The organism is Sulfurimonas paralvinellae (assembly GCF_014905135.1).
Taxonomy (GTDB): domain Bacteria; phylum Campylobacterota; class Campylobacteria; order Campylobacterales; family Sulfurimonadaceae; genus Sulfurimonas; species Sulfurimonas paralvinellae.
This window is the reverse complement of the sequence record NZ_CP041406.1, coordinates 81,146-95,264: the sequence shown is the minus strand read 5'-3', so window position 1 is coordinate 95,264 and position 14,119 is coordinate 81,146. Positions and strand designations below refer to the sequence as shown.

At 39.5% G+C, this 14,119-nt stretch carries 15 protein-coding genes; 12 read left to right on the top strand and 3 right to left on the bottom strand.

The window, feature by feature from the left end:
• Positions 1 to 32: 32 nt before the first annotated feature.
• Positions 33 to 356, bottom strand: coding sequence for a hypothetical protein (locus FM071_RS00470; RefSeq protein WP_193111047.1), 324 nt, complete (start codon positions 354 to 356; stop codon positions 33 to 35).
• A 141-nt stretch (positions 357 to 497) separates the two neighbouring features.
• Positions 498 to 1,823 carry an NFACT family protein gene (locus FM071_RS00465; RefSeq protein ID WP_193111045.1) on the bottom strand — a complete coding sequence of 442 codons (1,326 nt, stop codon included), beginning with the start codon at positions 1,821 to 1,823 and terminating at the stop codon, positions 498 to 500.
• A 27-nt stretch (positions 1,824 to 1,850) separates the two neighbouring features.
• Between FM071_RS00465 and FM071_RS00460 the strand changes: the two genes are divergently transcribed.
• From FM071_RS00460 to FM071_RS00440, 5 genes are read left to right on the top strand one after another with little or no spacing between them, the layout of a single operon-like run.
• Complete coding sequence (locus FM071_RS00460; protein ID WP_193111043.1) at positions 1,851 to 2,009, top strand: hypothetical protein; 159 nt, start codon at positions 1,851 to 1,853, stop codon at positions 2,007 to 2,009.
• Positions 2,010 to 2,063: 54 nt separating this feature from the next.
• Entirely contained in the window at positions 2,064 to 3,941 is a 1,878-nt protein-coding gene (locus FM071_RS00455) for a TonB-dependent receptor plug domain-containing protein (RefSeq protein ID WP_193111042.1), read from the top strand.
• Positions 3,942 to 3,952: 11 nt separating this feature from the next.
• Positions 3,953 to 4,774, top strand: a complete 822-nt coding sequence (locus tag FM071_RS00450; protein WP_193111040.1) for a helical backbone metal receptor — start codon at positions 3,953 to 3,955, stop codon at positions 4,772 to 4,774.
• Entirely contained in the window at positions 4,767 to 5,492 is a 726-nt protein-coding gene (locus FM071_RS00445) for an ABC transporter ATP-binding protein (protein WP_193111039.1), read from the top strand. The genes FM071_RS00450 and FM071_RS00445 overlap by 8 nt, the downstream gene beginning before the upstream one ends.
• The gene (locus FM071_RS00440) at positions 5,485 to 6,447 is read left to right on the top strand and encodes a FecCD family ABC transporter permease (protein ID WP_193111037.1); all 963 of its coding nucleotides are present in this window, start codon (positions 5,485 to 5,487) and stop codon (positions 6,445 to 6,447) included. Before FM071_RS00445 ends, FM071_RS00440 begins: the two co-directional genes overlap by 8 nt.
• Here FM071_RS00440 and FM071_RS00435 read toward each other — a convergent pair.
• Positions 6,433 to 8,133 carry an EAL domain-containing protein gene (locus FM071_RS00435; protein ID WP_226960541.1) on the bottom strand — a complete coding sequence of 567 codons (1,701 nt, stop codon included), beginning with the start codon at positions 8,131 to 8,133 and terminating at the stop codon, positions 6,433 to 6,435. The two genes, FM071_RS00440 and FM071_RS00435, sit on opposite strands and share 15 nt — an antisense overlap.
• A gap of 114 nt (positions 8,134 to 8,247) precedes the next feature.
• Here FM071_RS00435 and FM071_RS00430 point away from each other — a divergent pair, with 114 nt between their 5' ends.
• From FM071_RS00430 to FM071_RS00400, 7 genes are read left to right on the top strand one after another with little or no spacing between them, the layout of a single operon-like run.
• Entirely contained in the window at positions 8,248 to 9,093 is an 846-nt protein-coding gene (locus FM071_RS00430) for a metallophosphoesterase (RefSeq protein WP_193111033.1), read from the top strand.
• A gap of 3 nt (positions 9,094 to 9,096) precedes the next feature.
• Positions 9,097 to 9,540 carry a hypothetical protein gene (locus FM071_RS00425; protein ID WP_193111031.1) on the top strand — a complete coding sequence of 148 codons (444 nt, stop codon included), beginning with the start codon at positions 9,097 to 9,099 and terminating at the stop codon, positions 9,538 to 9,540.
• On the top strand, positions 9,524 to 9,736 hold the full coding sequence (locus tag FM071_RS00420; RefSeq protein WP_193111030.1) for a hypothetical protein: 213 nt from the start codon (positions 9,524 to 9,526) through the stop codon (positions 9,734 to 9,736). Before FM071_RS00425 ends, FM071_RS00420 begins: the two co-directional genes overlap by 17 nt.
• Complete coding sequence (locus tag FM071_RS00415) at positions 9,733 to 10,734, top strand: aminotransferase class I/II-fold pyridoxal phosphate-dependent enzyme (RefSeq protein WP_226960540.1); 1,002 nt, start codon at positions 9,733 to 9,735, stop codon at positions 10,732 to 10,734. The genes FM071_RS00420 and FM071_RS00415 overlap by 4 nt, the downstream gene beginning before the upstream one ends.
• Complete coding sequence (locus FM071_RS00410; RefSeq protein WP_193111028.1) at positions 10,721 to 12,115, top strand: cobyric acid synthase; 1,395 nt, start codon at positions 10,721 to 10,723, stop codon at positions 12,113 to 12,115. The genes FM071_RS00415 and FM071_RS00410 overlap by 14 nt, the downstream gene beginning before the upstream one ends.
• Positions 12,102 to 13,031, top strand: a complete 930-nt coding sequence (gene cbiB / locus FM071_RS00405; RefSeq protein WP_193111026.1) for an adenosylcobinamide-phosphate synthase CbiB — start codon at positions 12,102 to 12,104, stop codon at positions 13,029 to 13,031. The genes FM071_RS00410 and cbiB overlap by 14 nt, the downstream gene beginning before the upstream one ends.
• A complete protein-coding gene (locus FM071_RS00400) occupies positions 13,028 to 14,083 on the top strand; it encodes a nicotinate-nucleotide--dimethylbenzimidazole phosphoribosyltransferase (RefSeq protein ID WP_193111025.1) in 1,056 nt (351 codons plus the stop codon). Before cbiB ends, FM071_RS00400 begins: the two co-directional genes overlap by 4 nt.
• Positions 14,084 to 14,119: the final 36 nt, after the last annotated feature.

Genomic DNA, 14,119 nt, shown 5'->3' with positions numbered 1-14,119 from the left:
TTCCTAAATTGTAATTGTGAGATTATACCCAATCAGACTTTAATATCTAATAGGTGAATACCCTCTTCTTTCTCAATCTCTTTAGCTTCATCTTCTGAAGCTGTTTTTCTGGGTGACTTTGCCTCTTCACTCATCTCTTCATCAGCTTCCTGACGGGTATGCTCACGATCAGGATCTACGGCATGGTTCTCTTCGGCAGGACGAACCTCTTCGACCTCTTTTTGTTTTTCCTGAACTGCCATCTGCGCGGCGATATTCTGCAGTTCATAACGAGTATACTGCCCACCTTGTACAGGAGTAACTGCAGGCGTCATCTGGTTAACAAGTATTGCGTTTCCGATTGGTCCTACAGCCATAATACTCTCCCTTCTTTTGGTTCCCAAAACAAGGGAACCTCTTGCATTATTTTGTCCGCAAAAGGAATAAAATCCCTTTTACTCCGCTAGCCGCTAGGGCACTAAAGCTACAAAAAGCTCTACTTTTTAAGATTTTCACAGTTATCGCGTATCTACCTCTATTGTCTTGTACTTATTATACAGCACATTTGCCCCATTTTGTATGGTCACTTCACGTCTTGGAGTATAATCGACTAAATATCGATCTTTTGAAGTCGTTGTAAAATCAACACAGAGCCTTGCCGCTGCGGCTATAATGTTTTGCGGCAGCTGCTGTTTGTCGGTATGAATGATAACATGACACGAAGGCATATCTCGCATATGCAGCCAGATATCTCTCGCTTTGGCATTTTTAAGCACGGCGATATTGCCCTTTTCATTCTTGCCCAACTCTACTTTATATCCCTCTATCCAGAATGTCTCTATGGAATCATCTTGTTTGACCTTTTTATTCTGTATGCGTTTTGGAAAGAGCAGCTCAATTTTAGCAATGTCTTTTGCTTCCTCGACGGTATTGATAAAGAGTTTGATATGCTCTATCTTACTTCTCAGAGATTCTTCTTCAATATGCAGATGTTTTGCGCGTTGTTTTGCCTTTTTACTTTTTGTAAAGAACATTTCACTTATGGTAAAGGGTGTTGCGTGAGGCTTCTGCAGCGGTACTTCAACAACAGAGCCGTCATAATCATTGAGATAAAGCACTTCACTGTAAGGTTTGATATTGTGCACATTAGAAAGGACAAGATTGCCATAATGCTCATACCTCTGTGCTTCTGCTTCAAGCTCTTCCTGTGACTCCAATCTCTCGTAAAGTTTTTGCAGTTTTTTAAGCTTTTTACTCAGCAGTGCCACTTTTTGTTTTTTAAGGCTGCTCAATTTTGCATTTTGTTCTTTTTCATAAACCTCATACAGATAGGCTTCAACATCTTCAAGCGGATACTCTTTTGGTGTAAACGGAGCCGCCGGAACATCAAGGAGTTTTTGCCCGACACGCACCTCACGAAACGAAGAAAAGAGATCAATATGGCGCAGGGCTTCCAAAACGACCATATCTTCATCTAAAATGATGACATTGGTATATTTTCCGGTAAATTCAAACTGAAGATAGGTTATCTCCTCTTTGTACGCCGAAGCCAGCGAGGTTTTAAAACGAATGATCTTATCGCCGTTGACAAGTTCAATGCCTAAAATATTCGAGCGGTTAAAACGCTTCGCCAAGATAACATCAAAAGGAGCGTTATAGACCTTTGAACGCGGATACTCCTGACACTTAAAGATGGAAGAGTTGGAGCGCTGCATATTGAAGTAGAGCGTATCATTTTTGTCAAAAACGACTTTAATAATGGTGTCACTGACTCGATGGACAGCACTGATTTTTTTAAAATTCTTTAAATAGTTTACAATTTGTTTGAGATGGGATAGTTTCATAAGATTATTTTAGCTAAAATTCGATTTATGAAGCATACACCTAAAGGTTTTGGAAAAAACTACTTTACATTAGCAGCGATACAAGCCTATATATCTCTTCAAAAGATAGTTGCAAGCAGCGCTTCGGTATGCACTCTAAACGGCAAGCCTCTTGTCATTAAAATAGCTTCCCCACCCTCTGCATAATCCAATAAAACCTAATTAGCAAAACAAAAAACAAACATAACTATAAGGATTATAATGCAAAGAACAATACAACTATCACTCATTTCAGTTGCTCTACTAGCAGGAACACTTCAAGCACAGAATCAATACACATTGAACAATATTGAAGTAAGCACTTCACAAGGAACAGCACTTAATAAAAAGGATGTAACAGACAGTGTAACTGTTATTACAAAAGAAGAAATAGAAGATTCTCGTGTTACAACACTCAATGAAGCGCTTCACAAATTGGCAAATATGCCTATGACTCAAAATGGTGGACCAGGAACATCTTCATCTATTTATCTTAGAGGTATGAGTTCAAAAAGAATTCTCGTTCTTATCGATGGTGTACGTTACAACAATCCTACAGCCATTGGTGCAACAGCAGAATTTTCACAAATTATGCTAAATAATGTAGAACAGATTGAAATCATTAAAGGTGCCCAATCAGGCGTTTGGGGAAGTGATGCAAGTGGAGGTGTTATCAATATCATCACATCAAAAGCGAAAAAAGGATTGCATACAAATGTAAACATGGAATATGGCGCATATGATACGCTGCAAACATCACTTACTGCCTCGTATGCCACTAAAAAATATGATTTTCTTGCATCAGGAACCTATTTTGATAATGACGGGTTTTCAGCTGCAGAACCAACACAATCTGAAACAAATTATGGAAAAAGATATGATGATTTGGGACTTGAAAAAGACAGCTATGAAAACAAAACACTCAATACAAAATTTGGATACAACATCACAGATAATGATAGAGTAGAAGCAAATATTCAGGCAATCAACTCTTTAGTACATTATGACAAAGGAGCAGGAACTGCAAATGATTCAACAGTGCCAAATACATACTTACAGAATCGTTTCTATACACTTGCATTAAAACACAAAGACACCCTCAATAATATTACCCTGCAATACAATTTATCTACTTTCAAAAGAGATGTAACATATGTGGATTGGTTTACTTCTTTACCAGCTACTACAAATTACAAAGGTTCTGTAAACGAAATCAAGCTAGATGATAAGATAGACTATATGAAAGATAGTTTTTTAAGAGTCGGAGCATCCTATCAAAAATTTAAGCAGACTGATATTACGCCAAATGTTGATAAAAGCTATTCTGCAATTGCCGTTTATGGTACAAACTACAATAAACTTCATCTTTTAGCTGATAACAACACAATCATCACAGAGTCTGTCCGTTATGACAAATACAATAATTTTGATAATTCTCTTACTGGTAAACTAGGTATCAAGCAGTTTTTAAAAGATGATCTGTATATTAGTGCCAATATAGGTTCAGGCTATAATGCACCTACACTTGGGCAACTTTATGGACAATGGGGAGCAAATCCAAACCTTAAACCTGAAAAATCAAAGACAAGTGACATCACTTTTGGTAATGATACTGTTTGGGTAACAGGTTTTTATAATGAAATCACCGACTTAATTGATTATGACTGGACACTTGGCTATATTCAAATTTCCGGTATATCAAAATTTAAAGGTGTTGAACTCGGGTATGAAGATTTCTATTTTGACTTTTTAGGAGTGAAAGCTCTCTACACTTACCTTGATGCAAAAGATGCAGATAATAAAAATCTTGCTCGTCGCCCAAAATCACAACTTGATGTGACGGCAACGTACTATGCAACTGATGATATCGATTTTGGTGTCAATGCACAATATATTGGAACACGTTACGACAAAGCAGATAATCAAGGTGCACAAACAGGTAAATATACAGTTGCAAATTTCGTAACAAATGTCAGAGCAAATAAAAATCTCACATTTTATGCTAAAATTGACAATATTACAGATAAATACTATCAAACTGTTGACGGATATGCAACAGCAGGACGCAGTGCCTACGTCGGTCTTAATCTAAAATACTAAAAGGAAACAGTGTGAGTATAAAAATATTTCTCCTTATCTCATTTTTTATACTCAACCTTCACGCAGGTGAGCGGATTATTTCGCTCTCGCCTTCCATTACCGAGATCATTTACGGTCTTGGTGCGGGAGATGAACTTGTGGCGACCTCTTCTTATTCGCTCTATCCAAAAGCGGCGCAAAAGCTGCCGATTATCGGCGGTTATACCAACCCGAACATAGAAAAGATCCTCTCTCACCATCCGACACTTGTCGTGGGACAGACATTTAACGCACAAACTTTAGAAAAACTGGGCTATTTTCATATAAAGACACTTAAACTCAAACTAAAAATTATTAAAGACATAGAAAATTCCATACTCCTTTTAGGTCAAACAATCTCAAAAACAAAACAGGCTAACAAACTTATAACAGATATAACAAATAGTATCAATAAAATCAAAAAATCAAAAAAACCACACTCCGTTCTCATCGTTTACGGACTGCATGAGGATCTGAGAAGCGGCATCTATATAGCCGGCAGCGATATCTTTTTTGATGACATCATTAAACTCACGGGCAATACAAATGCCTACAAAGATGATGCCGTCTCGCAACCGGTGCTGGGTTATGAAAACATCATTGCCCTCAATCCCGAACAGATCATCATCCTTCACTCTCACGCAACCGAACCAAATGTAAATGTTCAAAAAGCTTTGGCCGCTTGGTATGCATTGCCGACTGCCGCAGCGAGAAACAAAAAGATATCCATCGTTGATGAAGACTACCTGCACATTCCATCCCAAAGAGTCGCTCTGACAATCAAACGCCTCTCACGTGAGATGCTGGATGATTGAACTCAGCCGCCTCTCTCTGGGCTATGATGAAAAACCGATACTGCAAGATATCTCGTTAATCATTGATTCTCACCTGAATATTCTCGGTGCAAACGGTTCGGGAAAAAGCACACTTGCAAAAGCATTTTGCGGTCTGCTTGATTACACAGGCAAGATTATCATTGATACAAAAAATCTGAAAGCATATGAAGCAAAAGAGAGAGCGAAGAAGATAGCATACATTCCTACAAAGCTAGAGTTTTATGATGAGTTTATAACGCTTGCGGAGTTCGTTTTGCAGGGGAGATTCGCACACAAAGAGAGTTTTTTGGACTATAGCGATAAAGACAGGAGCATCGCCTCCGCAAATTTAGAACTCTTTGGTCTTGCTCATCTAAAAGAGCAGACACTTTCATCCCTCAGTTCAGGGGAGACCGCACTTGCGCTCATTGCACAAGCGCTCACGCAGGAGAGCGAGATTATCATCTTTGACGAACCAACGGCAAATCTTGATCCAAAAAACTCCAAAATAATCGCCGAGCATATCAAAAATCTCAAACAAACACACCAAACAGTTTTAATAACACACGACTTACATTTGGCACACTACATTGACTCGCCTGTTCTTTTTTTACAAGAGAAAAAAGCACACTATTTTACCGAGAACTTTTTTGAAGATGATAATCTCAGCAGCCTCTATGATGTAAAGATCCAATCTTTGGCGGTGCAGTATGCCTAGATTTGTCATCTGGGGTCTGCTTATTGGTGTTTTACTCTTTTCTCCCTTTATGGGAGCAGTTGATCTGAACCTTTCAGACATTTTTCATCTAGATACACTCAGTGCGCAGATTTTTTATGACATCCGTCTGCCGCGTGTTATCTTTACCTTTTTTGCCGGACTTATTTTAGCACTCAGCGGTCTGCTTTTTCAAACTCTCTTTCGCAATTCTCTGATGACACCTTATACTTTAGGCATCTCAAGCGGGGCAACATTGGGTGCCGGCATTGCCATCAAACTCGGTCTTGCCTCCATTCTCTTTGGCATTGGAGCAGTAACTCTCTTTGGCTTTTTAGGCGCAATGCTTACCATCTTTTTACTGCTCTATCTCGCCAGATTTTTAAAAGGCTCTCAACAAACATCACTACTGCTTTTAGGCATCGCACTCTCACTCTTTTACACCTCTGCTTTGATGCTTGTCTTTTATCTTGGCAATACCATCCAAAACGATATGCTCATCCGCTTTACCATGGGCTCACTCTCCATCATCGGCTGGAATTCACCGCTGCTCATCAGTGTTGCCGCCGTTGTCTTGCTAATCGGAGTCTATAGCTACCGGTTCGAGCTGCAACTCCTTGGTATTTCAGAGGAGAGCGCAACGCTCAAAGGTGTGGAGAGTAAAAAGATCACGCTCATTTTACTGCTCATCGCCTCTTTGTCTATCGGTCTGCTTGTGAGCATCTCCGGGCCTATCGGATTTGTAGGGCTTGTCGTACCGCACATCGTTGCAAAGCTCTACCCTGTAACAATTGCAAAACGCATCATAAAAACAGCTCTTTTTGGAGGATTTTTCTTGGTCTTTTGCGATACACTCTCACGCAGTCTGCCGACACAGAGCGAACTGCCAATCGGCATCATCACCGCCCTTATCGGCGGACCATTTTTTATCTATCTTATTATCTCACGTATCAAGTAATTTAGGCGCAGGCTTCCCTATGAAATAGCCTTGTGCATAATCAATACCACACTCTTTTATGAGTGTGTATATCTCCGCATCCTCTACATATTCCGCCACAGTTTTAATACCTAGCGTTTTGGCAAGATTGACAATGGCCCGTGTTATCATTCTGTTCTTCTCATTCTCTTTTAAATCACGAATGAAAATACCATCTATCTTGATAAAATCAATATTGATCTCTAAAAGACGTGAAAAGTTGGAGTTCTCTATACCAAAATCATCGATAGCCACTTGAAATCCTATCTCACGCAGACGGTTTAGTTTTTGTGTGATTCTTTTTGAATTTTTTGTTACCGTAATATTTTCAAGTATCTCAAAAGTAATTCGCGAAGGCTCTATGCTATACTGCTTCATCTTCTCTGTCAAAAATCGAATCAAATACCCCTCTAGCAGATCTCTCTCTGTTAAATTGATAGAGAACTCCTCTGTTTTATCTTGAAAAAAAGCAAAGCTTTTGTTAATCATAAGACGTGTTAATGCCGTTGACAGACCCAGTTTTTCAGCCTGTTGTACAAAAAAATGGGGTGCTACGATCTCATCTTTATATATTCCTCTCGCAAGTGCTTCATACTTAACGACCTTGCCGCTTTTTAAATCTTTTATAGGTTGGTAATAGGGCTCAATTTTCTCTTCCATAATCAACTCACGTGTAAGACGCAGCCATTTCACAGCCTCTTTTTCATCTTTAAAAGCTGTCGTTCGCGCACTAAATACTTCATAGTGTCTGCTTCCAAGCTCTTTAGATTTATCCAGTGCATATTCACAGTTTATCAAGGTGTCAGAGGCATCTGCTCGAATTTTATCGACACCGATATTAAATGTTATATTCAACTCTGTATCATCAATTCCGATGTTGTGATTGTCAAAAAAGGAGATGATTTGATCGCAGTAAAGATAGACCTCTTTTAAGGGACTCTCTTTGAGTAAAATCGCAAAACGATCTGACTCTGTCTTATAAAGTTTTGCATTTTTATGAATATGCTTCTCTAAAATACGTGCTGTTCTGATGATGACATGATTTGCAAACGCTTTTCCATACTCTTTATTAATAACAGAAAAATGCGACATATCCAAAAGCAGCATATAACCACATTTCCATTTTTCTAAATCTTGATGCAGCATAATTGCATTTGGAAGGTCTGTATAGTATTCATGAAGACAGCGGTATTCAAGCTCTTTTGTCTTTTGCGCCACCATTGTTTCTAACTGATTGTGATACTCCAGCAACTCTTTCTTATCTTCTAAACACTTGACGATTTTAAGCAGCAGAGGAAAGAACTGTTCAATATCAAAAGGTTTCAGCAAATAACCATCAACACTATACTTTATACTCTGCAAAAAGTAACTCGGTTCTGCATGTGCAGAGAGTATCATAATAGGCAGATCACAATTCATCTCACGCAGTTTTGCTATAAACTCCAAACCGTTCATATTTGGCATATTAATATCTGTAAGAATCATATCTATAGGCTCTTCACCCAAGACCTGAAGTGCTTCTACACCATCGCCAGCACAGTGAATGTTGTCAAAAAATGTATTTAAAAAAGTAACTGTAACCTTGCGCATTGCTTCATCATCTTCTACCACCAAAAGATGCAGCGGTTTTGTGCGCTTTATCAAAGCATGTAAGTCTATTTTATTCACAAAAAAATCCATTAAATTATAAAATTTGCGTAGTCTAACATATCTCTGTTAAAAGAGTATAAAATTACAAACTTTCGATATAATCAAAATTCATTAATCTAAAAAGGATTCTCCATGCCAAAAATATCAAGACGCGGATTTTTAAAAGGAGCTGTTGCAGCAGCCACATTGCCTATGCTAGCATCAGCACAAGAAAAAACAGATAAAAAAAGTCTCAAATTTATGCACATTACCGACTCACATATGGATTTGGGAGACAGTGACTCTGTTGATGCGATGAAGCTCGCGGTAGAATTTATCAACAAAAACTATCCTGATCTGGATTTTGTACTCTTTGGCGGCGACAATTTTAACAACAATGTAGCCGGTGACAAAGATACTCTTGTCTTTAAAGATATTGTTGCAAAACTGCACTGTCCTTACTACACTGTTCGCGGCAACAAAGAGTCCTCTCCAAAAGGTGATGATGAGATAAACCTTGCAGAATTTCAAAAGATGTTTGTCAACGATCGCGGTTTAAAAACTTCGGGCAAAGATTGGCTGCTTGAGACAAAAGGCTACAACATCTTGGGACTTGACAGCTGCATCGAGCATCAAAACAATGGACGATATACCCAAGAGACACTTGCATTTGCAGAGAAGACACTGCAAAACAAAAAGCCGACAGTTATCATAAACCACCACCCCTACACAAACTACTGGAACGGCACTGAAGAAAAAGATATTCACAAATATGTGCTTAACAATACACTAGAGACGCAAAAAAGACTCTTTGGTTATAAAAATCTTCTTCTTACGCTCTCAGGACACAAACACATCGACTCAGTCTCAAAGATAAATGATGTCAATGTCATTGTCACACGCGGTTTCATTCGTCCAAAAGATCTAGATATGTACCCGATGCGTTATGTTGAGCTCTCAGGAAATGCAATAAACCAAAAACTCATCTATACAGCCTAACACGTGAGCTATAACAAATGGCTGCGTGAGCATGCGCAAAAGCATAAAGAGATCATTGAAAAGCTACTTGCTGAGAATCTCACGCAGGATGAGATAATTGAGTATTTTGACTTTGACAATATGAAAAACAAAGAGCGTGATTTCTGTCCGCTCTATGCCCAAAACAAAAAATGTCACGATATGGAGGAGCTAAACTGCTATCTCTGCTCCTGTCCAAACTTCTGTTTTTCAGATAAGGGCATAAAAAAGGTGGATGACAAAACACAATACAGCTACTGCGGCATTGACTCAAAAGACGGTAGACAAGGTGTGTATGGCGAAACGATTCATCAAGACTGCTCAGGCTGTCAAATTCCCCATACCAAAGCCTACGTGGCAAAACATTTTAATCTGGACTGGAGCAAGATCATGTCCATATGTGAGGTAAAAAGTGCAAATAACCATTAATGACTACAATATGCAAAATCTCGAGGCCTTCAGCGAGCTGAAGAAAAAAGATATCTCTGAACTCATAAACGAGGCACTTGAAGAGTACTTTGCCAATGAACAAAAAAAACTGCTTGAGAAGAACCTTGCCGATGAAAATGCAATGACGAATCTGGATTATGATGAGTTCTGGTCAGGTGTGGAGATAGATGAATGATGCACCACGGCGGAAATATTTACAAATACGCAAAAGAGCTTGACTGCAAGCCTGACGAGATAATCGACTTCTCATCAAATATCAACTGCTATGCTCCTGAGACGCTCATCGAATGTTCTAGCAGCCTCGTAACAAAATATGCCGACAGCAACTATCCTGAACTAAAACAGACCATCGCGGCAAACTACAAAACAGCAAGCCAAAACATCGCACTCTACAACGGCGCGACAGCTGCCATCTATGCACTGCTTAGTTCACTCAAAAGTAAAAAGGTCACTCTTTATGCGCCGCTTTACGGTGAGTATGAAAAAGCAGCACTTGCTGCAAAAAAAAACATTTATAAAATAAACCGCATTGAAAATATCGATGCCAAAGTAGAAAAAAAATCCATTGTCATTTTTGTCAATCCTGCAACGCCGGAAGGCAGTTTTTATGACATTGAAGAGCTTTTTTTAATGTGGAAAAAGAAAAAATGCACCATTATTGTTGATGAGAGTTTCATAGAATTTGAAAATCATAAATCTTTGAAAAATCAAATAGATGACTACAAAAAACTCTATATAATCCAATCTTTTACAAAGTTTTATGCCTGTGCAGGTGTACGGATCGGTGCTGTTTTCTCCCATAAAAAGAACATTCGTTCACTTAATACGCCTCTTTGGAATATCTCTTCACTCGATGCAGCCTTTTTGCAAAAACGTCTCAATGATGAAGATTTCAAAAACAAGGCTCGCGCAACACATCTCAAACAAAAAGAGGAGCTGCAGAGACTCCTCAAAGAGTCTAGACTTTTTGATACCATCGTTGCAAGTGAAGCAAACTTCATCCTCACGCAGTCATCTCACGCAAGTGAAATTTTTGAGCATCTCTTAGCGCATAAAATCTTAGTACGAAGTTGTGAAAGTTTTGATTTTCTTGACAACTCCTGGCTGCGTTTTGCCGTTAAAGATGAAACTGCTCACACAAAACTAAAAGAGGCACTTAGTGCATTCGCTTAGCATCTTTGGAACAAGCAGCGATGCCGGAAAATCGACACTCAGCTTTGCCATTACCTATCTGCTGCATAAACAGGGCATTAAAGTAGCTCCTTTTAAAGCACAGAACGTCTCAAACAATTCCGTCGTAACCGACATTGACACAGGTGAGATCGCTATTCCCCAAGCCTTTGCGGCCGAAGTGATTGGATTAAAGACTACACCTCTTTTCAATCCCATCCTTTTAAAGTCCGGAGCAAAGAACAAAGCCCATCTCATCATCAACGGCAAAAATGTAAAAGATACCGATGTCCATACATACTATAAAAATATCAGCAAGCTCCAACCTGTTGTCAAAAAAGCCTTTGAAGAGCTTCTGCATGAGTATGAATGTATCGTAGCCGAAGGAGCGGGAAGTCCTGTAGAGCTAAACCTCATGGATAAAGACCTCTCCAATATCTATGTTGCCAAAGAATTTAAAACAAAGATCGTCCTCGTAGCGGACATTGAACGCGGCGGTGTCTTTGCATCCATCTACGGCGTTTACAATCTTCTTCCAAAAGAGCTGCGAAAAAATCTCATCGGCGTCATTGTAAACAAATTTCGAGGCGATCGAAGCCTTTTTGATGAAGGTGTGAAGATAATCGAAAAAGATTTCGGCATCAAGGTTTTAGGTGTTGTTCCCTATCTGCCTTTTAATCTCGGCTTTGAAGATGCCGCTTCACTAATGAACTATCAACAGAATACGCATGATGCCATCATCAAAATCGCTGTAATAAAACTGCCGCATATCTCAAACTTTACCGACTTTGAGCCGCTTGTTGCAGACAGAGAGATAGCACTTGACTTCATCAACACCATCAATAAAGCTAAGAACTACGACCTGCTCATACTTCCGGGAAGCAAGCGTGTGTTTGACGATCTTCATTGGCTGCGTGAGCAAGGTTTTGAGCAGGTACTGCAAAACAAAGAACAAAGAGTAGTTGCTGTTTGCGGCGGTTATGAGATGATGTTTGAAAATTTGATCGATGAGAACGGTGTTGAATCAGATATAAAAATGATGCAGGGCTTTGGAAGGATTAAAGGCGATGTAACCTTTCAAGCTAACAAAGTGCTAACAAAAGGGTGCTACAATCTCTTTGGAACTATGTGCAACGGCTATGAGATCCATAACGGTACTACGAAAAAAAGAGCCAAAAAAGCAAAGAACTTCTACGGCACTTTCGTGCATGGTCTTTTTGAGAGTGATGCCCTGCGTCAGAAGATATTTCGTAAGATTGATCCAGACTACAGAGGTTATGATTTTCAAGCCTATAAAGCCAAGGCCATTAATGATTTTGCCAAACATATTGAAAAACACATAGATTTACATTATATACAAGAGAAACTGGATGATACTCAGTAATATATACATAGCGCTTTTAGCCTATCTTATCGATAAAATTTTTGGAGAGTTTCCCTTTTTAAAACATCCCATCATCTACATTGGGGATATCATCACCTTTTTTGAAGAGAAGTTTTACAAAGACTCTGTAAAAAGAGGTTTGCTGCTTGTTTTGTTTGTTTTGAGTGTTGTTAGCTTTTTTGTTTTTGCCATTTATTTCTATCTGCAGCTTTTAGCACCTGCTCTTTACATCGTACTCAGCGCTTTTCTTGCCTCAATGTTCTTAGCACACAGAATGCTCTTCGATGCAGTTTCTGAGATACTTTATGCCACGAACAAAAAAGAGTTACTCTCACAGTTAGTCTCACGTGACACCCAAAACCTAAATGAAAGTGACATATACAAAGCTTCCATAGAGACCTATGCCGAAAATCTCAACGACGGCGTCATCGCTCCACTATTTTACCTGCTGCTCTTTGGACTACCGGGCATCATTTTGTATAAGACCATCAATACGATGGACTCCATGGTCGGCTACAGAAACGAAAGGTATGAAAAGTTTGGCAAAGCTGCCGCGCTACTTGATGACTTTGTCAATTTCATTCCTGCCCGCATAACTGCCCTGCTGATTATGGCAGTTGCAAAGCAAAAACATCTCTTCTCTTTTTACAAAAACGGCTCACTCCATGAGAGTCCAAATGCAGGACATCCAATTACAGCGATGGCTTTGGTACTTGGCATCAAGCTCGGCGGTAACACTGCTTACTTTGGCGTTATGAAAGAAAAAGCTTTTTTTGGCAAGGGGAGAGAAGAGATTAATGCGAACGACCTGCAGACCATGTTGCAGTTTGCCAAAAAAATCGACAAGACAATTATAGGATTTTTAATTCTTCTTGCTATTATTGCATTTATATTAAACAAAGGTTACCTGTCATGAATACATTCAACATCTTTACAAATAAAGCAGACACTTTGCCAGATGGAAAAGCGGACTTTGTTTTAGCCGCAAGCGTTACAAAAACCTGTGAAATAGAGGGCATCACGCAAGCCGGTATTCCGGGAATGATTCCCCTCACGCCGACACTCGATGCAGAATTTATCTCCACCGAAAAGGTCTTTTCACTCGGTGAACTTGCCGAAACACCTACCGGCGTTCCTACTCCGGCACTCATCACCCGTGCAAGCCATAACCTCACACCATTTTCCACTATTGGGATCTTCGACCTTGGTCTTGAAAAACAGCCGCAGAATTCTATTGTGCATAACTTTAATATCGAACCCTCACAAAGCATTGCACAGGGTGCCGGCATCGATGCAGAAGCAGTTTTTGAAAAAGGGCGAAAAACCGGGCGAGAGTATGAGCTAAAAGGCAACTATCTCATCCTTGGTGAGAGTACACCTGCTGGTACGACAACTGCAACAGCATCCGCTTTGGCACTCGGATTTGATGTAGCCGATGATTTTTCTTCAAGCTTTTTAAATGCCCCAAAGAGCATCAAACAAAAGACTATCGACAAAGCACTTTCGCTCATAAACGACGATATGAGCAACTTTGAAAAACTCGGATATGTCAGCGATAACATGCTTATATTTTGTGCCGGTTTCTTACTTGAAGCAAGCCGCCGTTTTCATGTCGTACTCGCCGGTGGAACACAGATGGCCGCCTGTCTGCTTATTGCAGACAAACTGCGTGAGGATGTTTTAATGCGCATCAACCACAACAACATTACCTTGGCAACAACCCAGTGGGTGGCCAAGGATAAAAATGCAGATATAGCAAATATACTGCAAAAGCTCAGCTATACGCCGCATGCCATCTATACAGTATTTTCATTCGCCGAGTCGGAAATTCCTATCTTACACAAATATGATGACGGTGAAGCAAAAGAAGGTGTCGGTGCAGGAGCTGCACTTGCATATGCTGTGAAAAATGAACATACCAATACACAGCTTTTAGAACAGGTCGAACTACTCTTGTATAGTATATAAGCAGGTCAAACATTATAGTGAAAATATTTTTTGCTA

What these genes read in the sequence shown, in the direction of transcription:
- FM071_RS00470 (WP_193111047.1), bottom strand. Translation starts at nt 356, where the DNA reads ATGGCTGTAGGACCAATCGGAAACGCAATACTTGTTAACCAGATGACG.
- FM071_RS00465 (WP_193111045.1), bottom strand. Translation starts at nt 1,823, where the DNA reads ATGAAACTATCCCATCTCAAACAAATTGTAAACTATTTAAAGAATTTT.
- FM071_RS00460 (WP_193111043.1), top strand. Translation starts at nt 1,851, where the DNA reads ATGAAGCATACACCTAAAGGTTTTGGAAAAAACTACTTTACATTAGCA.
- FM071_RS00455 (WP_193111042.1), top strand. Translation starts at nt 2,064, where the DNA reads ATGCAAAGAACAATACAACTATCACTCATTTCAGTTGCTCTACTAGCA.
- FM071_RS00445 (WP_193111039.1), top strand. Translation starts at nt 4,767, where the DNA reads ATGATTGAACTCAGCCGCCTCTCTCTGGGCTATGATGAAAAACCGATA.
- FM071_RS00440 (WP_193111037.1), top strand. Translation starts at nt 5,485, where the DNA reads ATGCCTAGATTTGTCATCTGGGGTCTGCTTATTGGTGTTTTACTCTTT.
- FM071_RS00430 (WP_193111033.1), top strand. Translation starts at nt 8,248, where the DNA reads ATGCCAAAAATATCAAGACGCGGATTTTTAAAAGGAGCTGTTGCAGCA.
- FM071_RS00415 (WP_226960540.1), top strand. Translation starts at nt 9,733, where the DNA reads ATGATGCACCACGGCGGAAATATTTACAAATACGCAAAAGAGCTTGAC.
- cbiB (WP_193111026.1), top strand. Translation starts at nt 12,102, where the DNA reads ATGATACTCAGTAATATATACATAGCGCTTTTAGCCTATCTTATCGAT.
- FM071_RS00400 (WP_193111025.1), top strand. Translation starts at nt 13,028, where the DNA reads ATGAATACATTCAACATCTTTACAAATAAAGCAGACACTTTGCCAGAT.